The organism is Pseudomonas sp. P1_C12 (genome assembly GCF_056406435.1).
The window spans coordinates 94,921-112,234 of record NZ_JBFUAE010000014.1 but is presented as its reverse complement, the minus strand read 5'-3'; the positions used below and the strand labels follow the sequence as shown (position 1 = coordinate 112,234).

14 protein-coding genes are annotated in these 17,314 nt (G+C 60.3%); all 14 read right to left on the bottom strand.

All coding sequences use genetic code 11. From position 1 onward, the window contains the following. Positions 1 to 28 precede the first annotated feature (28 nt). The gene (nuoN, locus tag AC1D19_RS22380) at positions 29 to 1,492 is read right to left on the bottom strand and encodes an NADH-quinone oxidoreductase subunit NuoN (RefSeq protein ID WP_108217843.1); all 1,464 of its coding nucleotides are present in this window, start codon (positions 1,490 to 1,492) and stop codon (positions 29 to 31) included. A 7-nt stretch (positions 1,493 to 1,499) separates the two neighbouring features. Next, positions 1,500 to 3,032, bottom strand: coding sequence for an NADH-quinone oxidoreductase subunit M (gene nuoM, locus AC1D19_RS22375; RefSeq protein ID WP_477753956.1), 1,533 nt, complete (start codon positions 3,030 to 3,032; stop codon positions 1,500 to 1,502). A 39-nt stretch (positions 3,033 to 3,071) separates the two neighbouring features. After that, the gene (nuoL, locus tag AC1D19_RS22370; protein ID WP_477764578.1) at positions 3,072 to 4,925 is read right to left on the bottom strand and encodes an NADH-quinone oxidoreductase subunit L; all 1,854 of its coding nucleotides are present in this window, start codon (positions 4,923 to 4,925) and stop codon (positions 3,072 to 3,074) included. Next, positions 4,922 to 5,230, bottom strand: coding sequence for an NADH-quinone oxidoreductase subunit NuoK (gene nuoK / locus AC1D19_RS22365; RefSeq protein ID WP_007946416.1), 309 nt, complete (start codon positions 5,228 to 5,230; stop codon positions 4,922 to 4,924). Before nuoK ends, nuoL begins: the two co-directional genes overlap by 4 nt. Before the next feature lie 2 nt (positions 5,231 to 5,232). After that, a complete protein-coding gene (gene nuoJ, locus AC1D19_RS22360; RefSeq protein ID WP_046037836.1) occupies positions 5,233 to 5,736 on the bottom strand; it encodes an NADH-quinone oxidoreductase subunit J in 504 nt (167 codons plus the stop codon). 9 nt (positions 5,737 to 5,745) lie between these two features. After that, entirely contained in the window at positions 5,746 to 6,291 is a 546-nt protein-coding gene (gene nuoI, locus AC1D19_RS22355) for an NADH-quinone oxidoreductase subunit NuoI (RefSeq protein ID WP_223444746.1), read from the bottom strand. Between the two features lie 12 nt (positions 6,292 to 6,303). Further along, complete coding sequence (nuoH, locus tag AC1D19_RS22350; RefSeq protein WP_046037838.1) at positions 6,304 to 7,311, bottom strand: NADH-quinone oxidoreductase subunit NuoH; 1,008 nt, start codon at positions 7,309 to 7,311, stop codon at positions 6,304 to 6,306. Beyond that, entirely contained in the window at positions 7,308 to 10,022 is a 2,715-nt protein-coding gene (gene nuoG, locus AC1D19_RS22345) for an NADH-quinone oxidoreductase subunit NuoG (protein ID WP_477764577.1), read from the bottom strand. The genes nuoH and nuoG overlap by 4 nt, the downstream gene beginning before the upstream one ends. Positions 10,023 to 10,159: 137 nt before the next feature. Continuing rightward, on the bottom strand, positions 10,160 to 11,515 hold the full coding sequence (nuoF, locus tag AC1D19_RS22340; RefSeq protein ID WP_477753952.1) for an NADH-quinone oxidoreductase subunit NuoF: 1,356 nt from the start codon (positions 11,513 to 11,515) through the stop codon (positions 10,160 to 10,162). Then, on the bottom strand, positions 11,512 to 12,009 hold the full coding sequence (nuoE, locus tag AC1D19_RS22335; RefSeq protein WP_008053447.1) for an NADH-quinone oxidoreductase subunit NuoE: 498 nt from the start codon (positions 12,007 to 12,009) through the stop codon (positions 11,512 to 11,514). Before nuoE ends, nuoF begins: the two co-directional genes overlap by 4 nt. A 2-nt stretch (positions 12,010 to 12,011) precedes the next feature. Further along, a complete protein-coding gene (gene nuoC, locus AC1D19_RS22330; RefSeq protein WP_007981273.1) occupies positions 12,012 to 13,796 on the bottom strand; it encodes an NADH-quinone oxidoreductase subunit C/D in 1,785 nt (594 codons plus the stop codon). A 74-nt stretch (positions 13,797 to 13,870) separates the two neighbouring features. Then, positions 13,871 to 14,545, bottom strand: a complete 675-nt coding sequence (locus AC1D19_RS22325; RefSeq protein ID WP_046037844.1) for a NuoB/complex I 20 kDa subunit family protein — start codon at positions 14,543 to 14,545, stop codon at positions 13,871 to 13,873. A gap of 10 nt (positions 14,546 to 14,555) precedes the next feature. Next, on the bottom strand, positions 14,556 to 14,969 hold the full coding sequence (locus AC1D19_RS22320; protein ID WP_003223812.1) for an NADH-quinone oxidoreductase subunit A: 414 nt from the start codon (positions 14,967 to 14,969) through the stop codon (positions 14,556 to 14,558). A 643-nt stretch (positions 14,970 to 15,612) separates the two neighbouring features. Beyond that, a complete protein-coding gene (gene aceA, locus AC1D19_RS22315) occupies positions 15,613 to 16,938 on the bottom strand; it encodes an isocitrate lyase (RefSeq protein WP_007970439.1) in 1,326 nt (441 codons plus the stop codon). Between the last annotated feature and the right edge of the window lie 376 nt (positions 16,939 to 17,314).

The following is a 17,314-nucleotide window of genomic DNA, read 5'->3' as shown; positions in this document are numbered from 1 at the left end:
CTGTTTACTACCGAGTAACGCTACGCGATCAACCCGCTAGGCCCGACTGTTGAACCAGGTTCAACAACGGTTGTGGGTACAGGCCGAGGAAGAACGCCAGTACCGCGATGGCCAGCAGCATCACGCCGCCTGCACGTTGTTCCCAGTGCAGTTGGGCGTCGACTCGACGCAGGTTCGGTTCGATCAGGTACAGGGTGACCATCACACGCAGGTAGTAGAACACGCCGATGGCGCTGCCCAGTACCAGGGAGCCGACCAGCCACCATTGGTGCGATTCGACACCGGTGGCGATGATGTAGAACTTGCCGATGAAGCCCGCGGTCAGCGGGATACCGGCCAGGGACAGCATCATCACGGTCAGTACGGCGGTCAGGTACGGACGGCGCCAGAACAGGCCGCGGTATTCGTACAGGGCGTCTGCGTCACGGCCTTTGTACGGCGAGGACATCAGGGTGATCACACCGAAAGCACCGAGGCTGGTGATCACGTAGGTGACCAGGTACACGCCGATGGCTTCCACGGCCAGACCCTTGCTCGCCACCAGGGCGATCAGCAGGTAGCCGAAGTGGGCGATGGACGAGTAACCCAGCAGACGCTTGAGGTTGCTCTGGGTCAGGGCCAGCAGGTTACCGAACAGGATCGACGCGATGGCGATGATGGTCAGCACGTTGCTCAGCACGCCGCTGCTCGCCGCTGGCGAGATCTGGAACAGACGCACCATCACCGCGAACACGGCAACCTTGGAAGCGGTAGCGAGGAACGCTGCAACCGGTGCCGGAGCACCTTCGTAGACGTCCGGAGTCCAGAGGTGGAAGGGTACCAGCGACAGCTTGAACGCCAGGCCGATCAGCATCATGCCCAGGCCCAATTGAGCCAGAGAGCTTGGCAGGCCAGTAGCCGCCAGCGCCTGGCCGATGCCGACGAAGCTCAGGGAACCGGCGTCAGCGTAGAGCAGGGCCATACCGAACAACAGGAATGCGGAACCGGCAGCCGACAGCACCATGTACTTGATGCCGGCTTCCAGCGAACGCTTGTTGAAGAAGGCATAGGCCACCAGACCGTAGACCGGTACCGAGAGCAGTTCCAGACCGACGAACAACCCGGCCAGGTGCTGCGCGCTGACCAGCACCAGGCCACCGGCGGCGGCCATCAGGATCAGCAGGTACAGTTCTTCACGGTTGCCCGGGTAACCCGTGCCGCCATCGCCGAGGTAGGCATGGGCGAGGGTCACACAGGCGAGGGTGGCGACCAGGATCAGCGCCATGTACAGGCAGGCGAAGCTGTCGATCTGCAGCAATGGGGTCACGGCCAGGGGCGCGACTTTCAGGGCAGGCAGGATCGACAGCAGTGCCAGGTTCAGACCCGCCACCGACAGCAGGAAGGTCTGGGAGTGGTTGCGGCGCCAGGCGATCGCCAGCATCACCACGATGATCGTGGCGCTGGTGATCAACAACGGCGCTAGCGCGATAAAGTGTTGAGTCGTGAATTCCATAGCGCTCTTACCGGGCCGAAGCGAGTTGAGTGAAGGCGGTGCCGAGCCATTGCTGCACGCCATGCATCGTAGCGGCAGAGGTATCGAGGAACGGTTGTGGGTACACGCCGATGTAAATCAGCAGTGCGGCCAGACCGACCACCATGATCATTTCGCGACCGTCCATGCCATGTAACACCGCGTCCGATTTCGACGGGCCGAAGTAGGCACGGTGGATCATGATCAGCGAGTAGACCGAACCGAACACCAGGCCGGACGTCGCGATGATGGTGACCCATGGAGCGATCGGGAAGGTGCCGATCAGAATCAGGAACTCACCGACAAAGTTACCGGTCGCCGGCAAGCCCAGGGAAGCTGCTGCGAAGAACAGGCTTAAGGCTGGCAGGTAAGCGATCTTCGACCACAGGCCACCCATCTCGCGCATGTCGCGGGTGTGGGTACGCTCGTACAACTGACCGGAGAGGATAAAGAGTGCCGCCGCCGACAGACCGTGCGCCAGCATCTGCATCACCGCACCCTGCAGCGCTAGTTGGCTGCCGGAGTAGATGCCGATCAGTACGAAGCCCATGTGGGAAACGGACGAGAAGGCAATCAGGCGCTTGATGTCGGTTTGCGCGAACGCCAGGAACGCACCGTAGAAAATCCCGATCAGACCCAGGGTCATCGCAAACGGCGCGAACTCGGCCGAGGCATTCGGGAACAGCGGCAGGGCGAAACGCAGCAGGCCATACGCCGCAGTCTTCAACAAGATACCGGCCAGGTCCACGGAACCCGCGGTCGGCGCCTGGGCGTGAGCGTCAGGCAGCCAGGAGTGGAACGGCACGACCGGCAACTTGACCGCGAAGGCGATGAAGAAGCCGAGCATCAGGATGTACTCGGTAGTCGTCGACATCCTGGTTTTCAACAGATCGGCGTAGTTGAAAGTAATCACGCCGGTGTCGTTGAAGTTGACCAGTACCAGACCCAGGATCGCCACCAGCATGATCAGGCCGGAAGCCTGAGTGAAGATGAAGAACTTGGTCGCCGCGTAGATCCGGGTTTTCTTGCCGTCCGAAGAACTGTGACCCCAGAGCGCGATGAGGAAGTACATCGGCACCAGCATCATTTCCCAGAAGAAGAAGAACATGAACAGGTCGAGGGCGAGGAACACGCCGACGACACCGCCCAGGATCCACATCAGGTTCAGGTGGAAGAAGCCAACGTGACGCTGGATCTCTTTCCACGAGCAGAGTACCGAGAGCACACCCAGCAGACCGGTCAGCATGATCATCAACAGCGACAGGCCGTCGAGGGCCAGGTGCACATTGATGCCGAAGCGCTGGATCCAGACGTGTTTGAACTCAAGCGCCCAGGTCGGATCGGCACCCGGTGCCGGAGCAAATGAATAGTCACCGTTGGCCCACAGCCAGAGGCCGAGGGAGAGCAGCAGGGACATGGTGATCAGCGCAATCCAGCGCGGGAGGGTGGCGCCGAAGCGCTCACCCATCCAGCACAGCAGGCCGCCGATGAAGGGGATCAGGATTAGCCAAGGCAGAATCATGACGGGTTCGTTTCCTTTCGCAAATTCGCAAGGTTCATATCAGACCGCTACCAGCACGACGGCGCCAATGACCAGCACGGCACCAGCAGCCATCGAGGCGGCGTACCAACGCAGTTGACCGGTCTCGGTACGGCTCAGGGCGGTGTGACCGCCTTTGGCCATGCGCGGGATCAGACCGATGGTCTGGTCGAGCGGGTCTTTGCGCAGGATGTGGCTGATCGCCAGGTACGGCTTGACGAACAGTTTGTCGTAGATCCAGTCGAAGCCCCAGGCAGCGAACCACCAGGCCGAGAGGATACGGCCGATGCCGCTGTTGGCGATGCCGGTGACGAAGCGACGCTTGCCGAGGAACAGCAGCGCGGCCAGCAGGATACCGGACAGGGCGATGGCGCCCGAAGCGATTTCCAGACTGTGCTTGGCTTCGCCGCCGGCATGGCCGACGCTTTCCGGCAACACACCGTGCAGCGGCGGAACGATCATCGCGCCGACGAAGGTCGACAGTACGATCAGCACCGACAGTGGCAGCCAGTGAGCGATACCGTGACCAGCGTGGGCTTCGGTCTTCGCTTCACCGTGGAACGCGATGAAGATCAGGCGGAAGGTGTACAGCGAAGTCATGAACGCGCCGACCAGACCCGCGTAAAGCAGACCGTTGTTGCCGCTGGCGAACGCTTCCCAGAGGATTTCGTCCTTGGAGTAGAAGCCTGCGGTCACCAGAGGCAGGGCCGCCAGGGCCGCGCCGCCGACGATGAAACTGGCGTAGGCCAGTGGCAGTTTCTTCCACAGGCCGCCCATCTTGAAGATGTTCTGCTCGTGGTGGCAGGCAACGATCACCGCACCGGACGCAAGGAACAGCAGGGCCTTGAAGAAGGCGTGGGTCATCAGGTGGAAGATCGCGCCATCCCAGGCACCAACGCCCAGGGCCAGGAACATGTAGCCGATCTGGCTCATGGTCGAGTAGGCGAGGATACGCTTGATGTCGGTCTGAACCAGTGCGGCGAAACCTGCGAGAACCAGGGTCACACCGCCAACGATGCCCACCAGGTGCAGGATTTCCGGCGCCAGGGTGAACAGGCCGTGGGTACGGGCAATCAGGTAGACACCGGCGGTCACCATGGTTGCGGCGTGGATCAGTGCCGAAACCGGAGTCGGGCCGGCCATCGCATCCGCCAGCCAGGTTTGCAGCGGCAGTTGCGCGGATTTACCGACAGCGCCGCCCAGCAGCATCAAGGTAGCCATGACCATCCAGAAATCGCCGGACTGGAATTTCTGCGGAGCCAGCACCAGCAGTTCCTGGATGTTCAGGGTGCCCAGTTGGGCAAACAGAATGAACAGGCCGATGGCCATGAACACGTCGCCGATACGGGTCACGATGAAGGCCTTGAGTGCGGCGTTACCGTTGTTGCGGTTGCTGTAGTAGAAACCGATCAACAGGTACGAGCACAGACCCACGCCTTCCCAACCGAAGTACACGAACAGCAGGTTATCGGCCAGGACCAGGAACAGCATGCTGGCGATAAACAGGTTGGTGTAGGCGAAGAAACGCGAGTAGCCGTCTTCACTGCGCATGTACCAGGAGGCGAACAGGTGGATCAGGAAGCCGACGCCAACCACCACACCGAGCATGGTTACGGACAGGCCATCCAGGTGCAGGGCGAAGTTCGGCGTGAAGCCTTCCACCGCCATCCACTGCCACAACACCAGGGTGTAGTGACCGCCTTCCGGCGGGGCGACGTTGAACTGCCAGATCACATAGGCCGCGACGATCGCCGACAGGCCAATGGAGCCGACGCCGATCAGCGCCGAAAGGTTTTCCGAGAGACGGCCGCGAGAAAACGCCAGCAGCACAAAACCGATCAGGGGGAACAGGAAAGTCAGATAGAGAAGGTTCATCCGCGCATCTCACTGGCAGCGTCGATATCGAGCGTGTGGAAGCGGCGATACAGTTGCAGCAGGATCGCCAGGCCAATACTGGCCTCGGCGGCTGCCAGGCTGATCACCAGGATGAACATGATCTGTCCATCCGGCTGCGCCCAGCGGCTACCGGCAACGATGAACGCCAGGGCGGAGGCATTCATCATGACCTCCAGGCTCATCAGCACGAAAAGGATGTTGCGGCGGACCATCAGGCCGACCAGACCGAGGCAGAACAGGATGCCGGCAACCGCCAGGCCATGCTCCATGGGGATAGCAGGCATCGTCATTGCTCCTTGGCTTCGTTGCGGCCCAAGTGGAACGCCGTGACGGCTGCGGCGAGCAGCAGCATCGAGGCGAGTTCGACCACCAGCAGGTAAGGACCGAACAGGCTGATGCCCACGGCCTTGGCGTCTACGGTGGTGTGGCCGATGGCTTCACCGGTCTGGTGGGAGAACAGCACATACAGCAGTTCCACCAGCAGCAGCGCAGCGAGGAGGACCGGGCCGCCCCAGATGCCGGGCTTGAGCCAGGCGCGCTCTTGCTGAGCCGAGGCCGGGCCCAGGTTCAGCATCATCACCACGAACACGAACAGCACCATGATGGCGCCAGCGTAGGCGATCACTTCCAGGACACCGGCAAACGGTGCGCCGAGGGCGAAGAACGTCATCGCCACGGCGATCAGCGAAATGATCAGGTAGAGCAGGGCGTGCACAGGGTTGGTGTTGGTGATCACGCGAAGCGTGGACACCACAGCGATACCCGATGCGAAATAGAAAGCGAATTCCATCTTTCTTCCTTAAGGCAGCAAGCTCTTCACGTTGATCGGTTCGGCTTCATTCTGCGCGGAGCCTTTCGGCTTCCCGGCAATCGCCATACCTGCAACACGATAGAAGTTGTAATCAGGGTTTTTGCCGGGGCCGGAGATCAGCAGATCTTCTTTCTCGTAAACCAGGTCCTGACGTTTGAACTCGGCCATTTCGAAATCCGGCGTCAGCTGGATCGCGGTGGTCGGGCAGGCTTCCTCGCAGAGGCCGCAGAAAATGCAGCGCGAGAAGTTGATGCGGAAGAAGTCCGGGTACCAGCGACCGTCTTCGGTTTCAGCTTTCTGCAGCGAGATGCAACCAACCGGGCAGGCCACGGCGCACAGGTTGCAGGCTACACAACGTTCTTCGCCATCAGGGTCGCGGGTCAGGACGATACGCCCACGGTAGCGCGGCGGCAGGTAGACCGGTTCTTCCGGGTACTGCAGCGTGTCGCGCTTGCGGAAGGCGTGGCTGAAAATCATCACCAGGCTACGAAGCTGGGTGTAGAAGCCATGCACGATGTCAAAAATGTACTTCATGATTCTCTATCCTCACTGAGCCGCGACGGCGGGCGTGTTGAGCAACACGATCGCAGCGGTCACCAGCATGTTGACGAGGGTCAGCGGCAGGCAGAACTTCCAGCTGAAATCCATCACTTGGTCATACCGTGGGCGCGGAATCGAGGCGCGCAGCAGGATGAAGAACATGATGAAGAACGCGGTTTTCAACGCGAACCAGATGAACGGGATCTGCGGCAGGATGCCGAACGGACCGTGCCAGCCACCGAAGAACAAGGTCACCAGCAGCGCCGAAATCAACACGATGCCGATGTACTCGCCGACGAAGAACATGCCCCATTTCATGCCGGCGTATTCAATGTGGTAACCGTCGGCCAGTTCCTGCTCCGCTTCCGGCTGGTCGAACGGGTGACGGTGAGTCACGGCCACGCCAGCGATGAAGAAGGTCAGGAAACCGAAGATCTGCGGAATGACGAACCACAGGTTCTGCGCTTGATATTCAACGATGTCGCGCATGTTGAACGAGCCGACCTGGATCACGATGCCCATCAGCGACAGGCCCATGAACACTTCGTACGACACGGTCTGCGCCGAGGCACGCAAGCTGCCCAACAGGGCGAACTTGTTGTTGCTCGACCAGCCGGCGAACAGCACCGCGTAGACCGACAGGCCAGCCATGGCGAAGAAGAACAGGATGCCGATGTTGATGTCCGCGACACCCCAGGTCGGGGTGATCGGGATGATTGCGAAGGCAATCAGCAAGGCGCTCATGGCCACGACCGGCGCCAAAGTGAAGATCACTTTGTCGGCGAACGGCGGCGTCCAGTCTTCCTTGAAGAACATCTTGATCATGTCGGCCGCGATCTGGAATGCGCCGAACGGACCGACACGGTTTGGACCGTAACGGTCCTGCCAGAGGGCGAGCAGACGACGCTCGACCCAGCTCAGCAGGGCGCCGCAAACCACCACGGCAAGCAGAATCACCACGGCCTTGAGGACCGCGATGATGATGTCGATCACTTCAGGAGTGAACAAGGTCATTGAGCTGCCTCCTGCAGACCGTCAACGGATTTGCCAAAGATCGCTGGCGGAATGCCGGCGATGCCCGCAGGCAATGCCACCAGACCGGCGCCCAGCTCTTCATTGATACGCAGTGGCAGACGCAGGGTCTGACCAGCCACGTTCAGGCTCAGCATGGCGCCATCGTTGACGCCCAAACGGTCGGCTTCGGACTTGGCCAGCGCAACATAAGCAGCCGGAATGCGTTCCTGAACCGGAGCGGCTTTCGAAGAGTTCTCTTCGCTGCCGAACAGGTGGAAGAACGGCACAACCTGCCAGGTGCCTTGGGCTGGGTTGAACGCGCGCGGAACACTGGCGAACCAGTTCAGCGAGTCACCAGTGCTTTCGATCAGGCGGGTGCCCGGGTCGCCAGCGCGGATGTGACCACCGACTTCGTCCTGGAACTTGTTCCAGGCTTGCGGCGAGTTCCAGCCCGGAGACCAGGCGAATGGCACTTGCTGACGCGGTTCGACCGAGCCCGAGTAACCTTCCATGGAGAACGAGAACGCGGTGTCGTTGTCCTGGGAAGTACGCGGTTCGTGCACGCTGATGTCGGCGCGCATGGCGGTCCGGCCGCTGTAACGCAGCGGTTCACGAGCCAGTTTCAGGCCTTTGATGCGGAACGCGGCGGACGGTGCGGCATCGACGATGCGCGCCAGTTGCGGTTTGCTCGCAGCAACGGCAGCGGTGACGTGGTCCAGTTGGGTCCAGTCGATCGGCTGGTTCAGCAGGGTCGAGCGCAGGGCATGCAGCCAGCGCCAGCCTTCGTGAACCAGAATGCTTGCGTCGAGGTAAGTCGGGTCGAAGACCTGGAAGAAACGCTGGGCGCGGCCTTCCTGGCTGACCAGCGTACCGTCGCCTTCAGCAAAGCTGGCAGCTGGCAGAACCAGGTGCGCGCGATCGCTGGTGGCGGTCTTCTGATGGTCCGCCACGATCACCACTTTCGCGGCGTTCAGGGCCGCATCGACCTTGGCTTTGTCGGTGCGGGTGTATAGATCGTTTTCCAGCACGACGATGGCGTCGGCCTTACCGTCGATCACCGCTTGCAGGGCTGCGTCGACCGAGTCACCACCAAGCATGGCCAGGCCGAGGCTGTTGGCCTCTGGCACGATCAGGCTGATGGAACCGTTCTTCTCACGCAGCTTCAGGGCCTTGGCGATGTTCGCCGCGGCTTCGATCAGCGCCTTGGAACCCAGCGAGGTACCGGCAATGATCAATGGACGCTTGGCAGCGAGCAGGGCGTTGGCGATGCGCTGAGCCAGTTCGAGGGCTTCAGCGTCCAGGCCTTCAACGGCCGGCGCGCTGGCATCGAGGGCGTGAGCCACGGCGAAACCGATGCGGGCCAGGTCGTCGGGAGCTGCGTGAACGCATTCTTCAGCCACGTCGTCGAGCTTGGTTTCAGCCAGGCTGGCGATGAACAGCGGGTTCAGCGCGTTCTGACCGATGTTCTTCACCGCGGCATCGAGCCATGGCTGAACGCGCATGGCGTCGGCCATGTCTTCGGCCTTGCCCTTGACCGATTGACGCAGGGCCAGGGCCATGCGCGCAGCGGTCTGGGTCAGGTCTTCGCCGAGGACGAAAATCGCATCGTGATCTTCGATGTCGCGCATGTTCGGGATCGGCAGCGGACTGTCTTTGAGCACCTGTACAACCAGACGAATGCGCTCAAGCTCAGCGGCTTCGATACCGGAGTAGAAGTGCTCGGCGCCGACCAGTTCAAGCAACGCGTAGTTGCTTTCGAGGCTGGCGCGCGGCGAACCGATACCAACGATGTTGCGACCGCGCAGCAGGTCAGCGGCTTTATCCAGTGCTTCGTCGAGGCCCAGCTTGGCGCCGTTGGCCAGCAGTGGCTGACGCGGGCGGTCTTCGCGGTTGACGTAGCCATAGCCGAAACGGCCACGGTCGCACAGGAAGTACTGGTTCACCGAACCGTTGAAACGGTTTTCGATGCGACGCAGTTCGCCGTAACGCTCGCCCGGGGAAATGTTGCAACCGCTGGAGCAGCCATGGCAGATGCTCGGCGAGAACTGCATGTCCCACTTACGGTTGTAGCGCTCGGAGTGAGTCTTGTCGGTGAACACACCGGTCGGGCAGACCTCGGTGAGGTTGCCGGAGAACTCGCTTTCCAGGGTGCCGTCTTCAACGCGACCGAAGTACACGTTGTCGTGGGCGCCGTATACGCCCAAGTCGGTGCCGCCGGCGTAGTCTTTATAGAAGCGCACGCAACGGTAGCAAGCGATGCAGCGGTTCATTTCGTGGGAAATGAACGGGCCCAGTTGCTGGTTCTGGTGAGTACGCTTGGTGAAGCGGTAACGGCGCTCGTTGTGGCCGGTCATTACCGTCATGTCTTGCAGGTGGCAGTGACCGCCTTCTTCACAGACCGGGCAGTCGTGAGGGTGGTTGGTCATCAACCATTCAACAACACTGGCACGGAAGGCCTTGGATTCTTCATCTTCGATGGAGATCCAGGTGCCGTCGGTGGCAGGGGTCATGCAGGACATCACGATACGACCACGGGTGTCGTTCTCGTCGGTGTACTGCTTGACCGCGCACTGGCGGCAAGCGCCAACGCTGCCAAGGGCAGGGTGCCAGCAGAAATAAGGGATATCGAGGCCTAGCGACAGACATGCCTTTAACAGGTTGTCTGCCCCATCGACTTCGAGCTCTTTGCCGTCTACGTGGATAGTGGCCATGGTTCAAAGTTCTTCGTTGGCCCGGTGTCAGCGGGCGTGGCTAATGGAATCTTGTTATCCGCGTGAATCAACACAGCCGTTAAAGGCGTCATCACACGAAAAGCGAAGGGCACGGACCCTTCGCCTTTTTTAAGCGTTTACGCGCCGACCAGGATCGGCCTTGCCAGAGGCGGGACGGCGGCGCTGACTGGCGCGATACCGGCTTCGAACTCATGGCGGAAGTATTTGATCGCGCTGCCCAACGGCTCCACGGCGCCCGGTGCGTGAGCACAGAAGGTCTTGCCTGGGCCGAGGAAGCCGACCAGACCCAGCAGGGTCTCGATGTCGCCGGCTTGCCCTTCACCGTTCTCGATGGCCATCAGGAGCTTGACGCTCCATGGCAAGCCATCGCGGCACGGGGTGCAGAAGCCACAGGACTCGCGGGCGAAGAACTGTTCCATGTTGCGCAGCAGGGACACCATGTTGACGCTGTCGTCCACCGCCATGGCCAGGCCGGTACCCATACGGGTGCCCACTTTGGCGATGCCGCCGGCGTACATTTGTGCGTCCAGGTGTTCCGGCAACAGGAAGCCGGTACCGGCGCCGCCAGGCTGCCAGCACTTGAGCTTGTAACCGTCGCGCATGCCGCCGGCGTAGTCTTCGAACAGCTCGCGAGCGGTGACGCCGAATGGCAGTTCCCACAGGCCCGGGTTCTTGACCTTACCGGAGAAGCCCATGAGCTTGGTGCCCATGTCTTCACTGCCTTCGCAGGCCAACGATTTGTACCAGTCCACGCCGTCGGCAATGATCGCCGGCACGTTGCAGAGGGTCTCGACGTTGTTCACGCAAGTCGGCTTGCCCCACACGCCAACGGCGGCCGGGAACGGCGGCTTGGAGCGCGGGTTGGCGCGGCGGCCTTCGAGGGAGTTGATCAGTGCGGTTTCTTCACCGCAGATGTAACGCCCGGCGCCAGTGTGGACGAACAGTTCGAAATCAAAACCCGAACCCAGGATGTTCTTGCCCAGCAGGCCAGCTGCCTTGGCTTCTTCCACGGCACGGTTCAAGTGCTTGGCGGCGGTGGTGTACTCGCCACGCAGGAAGATGTAGCCACGGTAGGTTTTCAGCGCGCGGGCACTGATCAGCATGCCTTCGATCAGCAGATGGGGCAGTTGCTCCATCAACATGCGGTCTTTCCAGGTGTTCGGCTCCATTTCATCCGCGTTGCACAGCAGGTAGCGGATGTTGATGGATTCGTCCTTTGGCATCAGGCCCCACTTCACGCCAGTGGGGAAGCCTGCACCGCCGCGGCCCTTGAGGCCGGAGTCTTTCACGGTCTGGACGATGTCGTCCTGAGCCATGTCGGCGAAGGCCTTGCGCGCAGCGGCGTAACCGTTCTTGGCCTGGTACTCGTCGAGCCATACGGCTTCGCCGTCGTCACGCAGACGCCAGGTCAGTGGGTGAGTCTCGGCCGAACGTTTGATGAGGTTGGCCGGACCGAAGGAAGTCAGGGTCATACGTAGCCCTCGAGCAATTTGGCAACGCCTGCTGGCTGCACATCACCGAAAGTGTCGTCGTCGATCATCAACGCCGGCGCCTTGTCGCAGTTGCCGAGGCAGCAGACCGGCAGCAGGGTGAAACGACCATCGGTGGTGGTCTGACCCAGGCCGATGCCCAGTTTGCTCTGGATTTCACTGACCACGGACTCGTGGCCGCCGATGTAGCAGACCATGCTGTCGCAGACGCGAATGATGTGACGGCCCACTGGCTGACGGAAGATCTGGCTATAGAACGTCGCCACACCTTCAACGTCGCTGGCCGGGATGCCGAGGATCTCGCCGATGGCGTACAGGGCGCCGTCCGGCACCCAGCCACGTTCCTTCTGGACGATCTTCAGGGCTTCGATCGACGCCGCTCGCGGGTCTTCGTAGTGATGCAACTCGTGCTCGATGGCCGAGCGCTCGGTTTCACTCAAGGTGAAACGGTCTGTCTGGATAAGCGTGCTGTTCATGCTTAGCGGTCCACGTCGGCCATAACGAAATCGATACTACCCAGGTACGCAATCAAGTCCGCGACCATGCTGCCTTTGATCACCGAAGGGATCTGCTGCAGGTGCGGGAAGCTTGGGGTACGAATCCGGGTGCGGTAGCTCATGGTGCCGCCATCGCTCGTCAGGTAATAACTGTTGATGCCCTTGGTCGCTTCGATCATCTGGAAGGATTCGTTGGCCGGCATGACCGGGCCCCACGAAACTTGCAGGAAGTGTGTGATCAAGGTTTCGATGTGCTGCAGGGTGCGCTCTTTCGGCGGCGGCGTGGTCAGCGGGTGATCCGCTTTGTACGGGCCTTCCGGCATGTTGCGCAGGCACTGGTCGATGATCCTGATGCTCTGGCGCATCTCCTCGACACGCACGATGCAGCGGTCATAGGCATCGCCATTGGCGGCCAGCGGCACTTCGAATTCGAAGTTCTCGTAGCCCGAGTACGGACGCGCTTTGCGCAGGTCGAAATCGCAACCGGTCGAACGCAGGCCGGCACCGGTGACGCCCCATTCCAGGGCCTCTTTGGTGTTGTAGTCGGCGACGCCGATGGTCCGGCCACGCAGGATGCTGTTGTCCAGTGCGGCTTTCTGGTATTCGTCCAGACGCTTGGGCATCCACTCGACGAAATCCTTGACCAGTTTTTCCCAGCCGCGCGGCAGGTCGTGGGCGACGCCACCGATGCGGTACCAGGCCGGGTGCAGGCGGAAACCGGTAATGGCTTCGATCACCGTGTACGCGCGCTGACGGTCGGTGAAAGTGAAGAACACCGGGGTCATGGCGCCGACGTCCTGGATGTAGGTACCCAGGAACAGCAGGTGGCTGGTGATCCGGAAGAACTCGGCCATCATGATGCGGATGACGTCGACCTTCTCCGGCACCTTGATGCCGGCCAGCTTCTCGACCGAGAGCACGTACGGCAGGTTGTTCATCACGCCGCCGAGGTAGTCGATACGGTCGGTGTACGGGATGAAGCTGTGCCAGGACTGACGCTCGGCCATCTTCTCGGCACCACGGTGGTGGTAACCGACGTCCGGTACGCAGTCGACGATCTCTTCACCGTCCAGCTGCAGGATGATGCGGAACGCACCATGCGCGGACGGGTGGTTCGGGCCGAGGTTGAGGAACATGTAGTCCTCGTTCGGGCCGGAACGCTTCATGCCCCAGTCTTCCGGCTTGAAGCGCGCGGACTCTTCCTCGAGCTGCTGCTTGGCCAGGTTCAGGGTGAACGGGTCGAACTCGGTGGCACGCGCCGGGAAGTCCTTGCGCAGCGGGTGACCTTCCCAGGTCGGCGGCATCATGATGCGCGACAGGTGAGGGTGGCCTTTGAAGTCGATGCCGAACATGTCCCAGACTTCACGCTCGTACCAGTTGGCGTTCGGCCAGATGCTGGTGACGGTCGGTAAACTGAGGTCGCTCTCGGACAAGGCGACCTTGATCATTACGTCACTATTACGTTCGATCGACATCAAGTGATAGAACACGGAGAAGTCGACGCCGTTCGGCAGCCCTTGACGCTTGGTGCGCAGACGCTCGTCCACGCCGTGCAGGTCATAGAGCATGACGTACGGCTTGGGCAGGTTGCGCAGGAAGGTCAGGACTTCGACGAGTTTGGCGCGGGCAACCCAAAGCACCGGCATGCCGGTGCGGGTAGGCTGGGCGGTGAACGCCTCCGGGCCAAAACGGTTGTTCAGTTCGACGACCACATCCTGGTCGTCTGCCTTGTAAGGCGGGATGTACAGAGCACTGCCTGTAGTCATGGTTATTTTATCGCTTTCGGTCAACGTAAAGAATGAAGCCAGGTTCTCGTTCTATGGAAAGAAGCAGATCTGGATCAGACTTCGTCGGGGCTGCGCAGGTTGGTGACTGCGATTCGCTGTTCGCGGCGCTTTTCCTTTTCGGAAGGCATCTCGGCGCGATACACGCCTTGATCGCCAACGACCCAGGAAAGTGGGCGACGCTCCTGGCCAATCGACTCCTGCAACAGCATCAGGCCTTGCAGGAAAGCTTCAGGGCGGGGCGGGCAGCCAGGCACGTAGACGTCCACGGGCAGGAACTTGTCCACCCCTTGAACGACGGAGTAGATGTCGTACATGCCACCGGAGTTGGCGCACGAACCCATGGAGATGACCCATTTAGGTTCGAGCATTTGCTCGTAGAGACGCTGAATGATCGGCGCCATCTTGATGAAGCAGGTACCGGCGATAACCATGAAATCCGCCTGGCGCGGTGATGCCCGGATAACCTCGGCGCCAAAGCGCGCGATGTCGTGGGGCGCCGTGAAGGCGGTGGTCATTTCCACGTAGCAGCACGAAAGACCGAAGTTATACGGCCACAGGGAGTTCTTGCGCCCCCAGTTGATCGTGCCGTTAAGCACGTCTTCGAGCTTGCCCATGAAAATGTTTTTGTGGACTTGATCTTCTAACGGATCGGAAACGGTTTCCCGCTGGCCAATCGGATACTGCTCGTTAGGAGCATCGGGGTCGATCCTGGTGAGATTGTATTGCATTGCCAAAGCCTCATTGTTTCAGCTTCGCTTGCCGCTTGCGCCGAGCTTCCGGAGCCCAGTCAAGGGCGCCCACTCGGAATAGGTAGACAAGGCCTGCCAACAGAATTGCTATGAAAACGAGAGCTTCGACGAATCCGGTCCAGCCGCTTTCGCGGACGGACACAGACCATGCAAAGAGAAAGAGGGCTTCGATATCGAAGATCACGAAGAGCATCGCGACCAGATAGAATTTGGCTGAGAGCCGCAAGCGGGCGCCACCTGTAGGTAGCATGCCGGACTCGAACGGTTCGTTTTTGCTGCGGCCCCAGGCTTTTGACCCGAGGAGGCTGGAAACACCGAGCATGAAGGCGCAGAGGCCGACAACGCCTAGAAGGAAAATGGCAAAGCCCCAGTTGTGGGCCATGAGTCCTGTCGCTTCGGGCATGCTGGTAATCCTTAACAGAGAGCAAAGGTCTCTGAGCTTGAAAAGAAACAAAGGCAGTGACGATATGTCGCAGCAATCAATCCCGCTGATTTTATGGCTAAACACCCGGCAAGTAAAATTCCTATAGCGAAATTATTTATAGGAATAAGGACATAGGGAGCCCTCAAGGCCCTGTAGCCCTTGGCCCGTGGGCATTAGCCGGCATTTCGTCAATTATGTTTTGTAGGGAATGTAACGAACATTGCTGCCTATAAATGATAATCAGTATTATTTGGATCGGTTTTTAAACTGCTTGTCCTTCGGATACTCGGGAAGTTGTCTTGTATGGGCGTTACTGCAAGTAGCGGAGGGGCGTGTTTTAGCGGATTTTTCTGACGCCGATGGCGCTCTGGATCAATGTTTCGTCAGGCTATCGCCGATCCCCTGTAGGAGCTGTCGAGTGAAACGAGGCTGCGATCTTTTGATCTTGTTTTTTTAGAGGCAAGATCAAAAGATCGCAGCCTGCGGCAGCTCCTACAGGAGTTTGTGGTTTTTGGGGGGGAGGGCGCAGGCAAAAAAACGCCCCGAACCAGTCGGGGCGTCAGATTTGCGGCGTTGCGGTTTCTAATTGGTCCGCAACGGCCGTTTGCTCAGGCGAAGCAGATCAGTGGAACTGTTCTTCTTCGGTCGAACCGGTCAGTGCGGTCACTGAAGACGAGCCACCCTGGATCACGGTAGTCATGTCGTCGAAGTAGCCGGTGCCCACTTCCTGCTGGTGCGCCACGAAGGTGTAACCCTTGGCGGCGTCAGCGAATTCCTGCTCTTGCAGCTTCACGTAGGCAGTCATGTCGTTGCGGGCGTAGTCGTGCGCCAGGTTGAACATGCTGTGCCACATGTTGTGAATGCCGGCCAGGGTGATGAACTGGTGCTTGTAGCCCATGGCGGACAGTTCGCGCTGGAACTTGGCGATGGTCGCGTCGTCCAGGTTTTTCTTCCAGTTGAAGGAAGGCGAGCAGTTGTACGACAGCAGTTGGTCCGGGTATTCCTTCTTGATCGCTTCAGCGAAGCGACGAGCCTCGTCCAGGTCTGGCTTGGCGGTTTCGCACCAGATCAGGTCGGCGTACGGAGCGTAGGCCAGACCGCGAGCGATGGCCTGGTCCAGGCCGGCGCGTACTTTGTAGAAGCCTTCCTGGGTACGTTCGCCAGTCACGAATGGCTGGTCGTACGGGTCGCAGTCGGAAGTCAGCAGGTCAGCGGCGTTAGCATCGGTACGGGCCAGGATGATGGTCGGAGTACCGGCAACGTCAGCAGCCAGGCGAGCAGCGGTCAGCTTCTGTACGGCTTCCTGGGTAGGAACCAGTACCTTGCCGCCCATGTGGCCGCATTTCTTCACGGAAGCCAGTTGGTCTTCGAAGTGAACGCCGGCGGCGCCTGCTTCGATCATGCTCTTCATCAGCTCGTAAGCGTTCAGTACGCCGCCGAAACCGGCTTCAGCGTCAGCCACGATTGGCGCGAAGTAGTCGATGTAGCCAGCGTCGCCCGGGTTCTTGCCGGCTTTCCACTGGATCTGGTCGGCACGACGGAACGAGTTGTTGATGCGCTTGACCACGGTTGGAACCGAGTCCACCGGGTACAGCGACTGATCCGGGTACATCGATTCGGCGGAGTTGTTGTCCGCAGCCACTTGCCAGCCCGACAGGTAGATCGCCTGGATACCGGCCTTGACTTGTTGTACAGCCTGGCCGCCGGTCAGGGCGCCCATGCAGTTGACGAAATCTTTCTCAGGACGGAAGGCCGGCTTGGCACCTTGGGTGACCAGGTTCCACAGCTTCTCGGCGCCCATTTTTGCAAAGGTGTGCTCAGGTTGAACCGAGCCACGCAGGCGGACGACGTCAGCAGCGGAGTAAGTGCGTGTCACGCCTTTCCAGCGCGGGTTTTCAGCCCAGTCTTTTTCGAGGGCTGCAATTTGCTGTTCGCGTGTCAGTGCCATGGGAGATAAACCTCGTCGCGTCTTTATGAAAAGTTGTTCTGCGGTGGAAAATTCCTGCGCTCGCTGACCAGAAGCTTAAGCGGTCAAGTCGGATTCGGCGGGGAGGGCGACGGGATGAACGATCGGCTCGAGGGGAAGTGAGCAGGTAAAGGCGAACTGCGGGCGCATTCGGGCGTCGTGGGCCTTGGTGCGAACATCAGTGTGGTGCCGGGTTACCTATTACGCTTCCGTCCCTCGGGACAACTTCGTTCCAGTCGACAACCTCGTCAAACACACCTTGTGGGCGGTACAGACACGAAGCGGTTCGCGGGGGTAGGTGCGAACATCGCCTCGAAGGCCCTTGCCAGGGCCTCTGATTAGCGGGAGCGAGGCCATC

Bases quoted from the DNA above. Each gene is read 5' to 3' on its own strand.
- nuoN (WP_108217843.1), bottom strand. From the start codon at position 1,492: ATGGAATTCACGACTCAACACTTTATCGCGCTAGCGCCGTTGTTGATC.
- nuoM (WP_477753956.1), bottom strand. From the start codon at position 3,032: ATGATTCTGCCTTGGCTAATCCTGATCCCCTTCATCGGCGGCCTGCTG.
- nuoL (WP_477764578.1), bottom strand. From the start codon at position 4,925: ATGAACCTTCTCTATCTGACTTTCCTGTTCCCCCTGATCGGTTTTGTG.
- nuoK (WP_007946416.1), bottom strand. From the start codon at position 5,230: ATGCCTGCTATCCCCATGGAGCATGGCCTGGCGGTTGCCGGCATCCTG.
- nuoJ (WP_046037836.1), bottom strand. From the start codon at position 5,736: ATGGAATTCGCTTTCTATTTCGCATCGGGTATCGCTGTGGTGTCCACG.
- nuoI (WP_223444746.1), bottom strand. From the start codon at position 6,291: ATGAAGTACATTTTTGACATCGTGCATGGCTTCTACACCCAGCTTCGT.
- nuoH (WP_046037838.1), bottom strand. From the start codon at position 7,311: ATGACCTTGTTCACTCCTGAAGTGATCGACATCATCATCGCGGTCCTC.
- nuoG (WP_477764577.1), bottom strand. From the start codon at position 10,022: ATGGCCACTATCCACGTAGACGGCAAAGAGCTCGAAGTCGATGGGGCA.
- nuoF (WP_477753952.1), bottom strand. From the start codon at position 11,515: ATGACCCTGACTTCCTTCGGTCCGGCCAACCTCATCAAACGTTCGGCC.
- nuoE (WP_008053447.1), bottom strand. From the start codon at position 12,009: ATGAACAGCACGCTTATCCAGACAGACCGTTTCACCTTGAGTGAAACC.
- nuoC (WP_007981273.1), bottom strand. From the start codon at position 13,796: ATGACTACAGGCAGTGCTCTGTACATCCCGCCTTACAAGGCAGACGAC.
- AC1D19_RS22325 (WP_046037844.1), bottom strand. From the start codon at position 14,545: ATGCAATACAATCTCACCAGGATCGACCCCGATGCTCCTAACGAGCAG.
- AC1D19_RS22320 (WP_003223812.1), bottom strand. From the start codon at position 14,969: ATGCCCGAAGCGACAGGACTCATGGCCCACAACTGGGGCTTTGCCATT.
- aceA (WP_007970439.1), bottom strand. From the start codon at position 16,938: ATGGCACTGACACGCGAACAGCAAATTGCAGCCCTCGAAAAAGACTGG.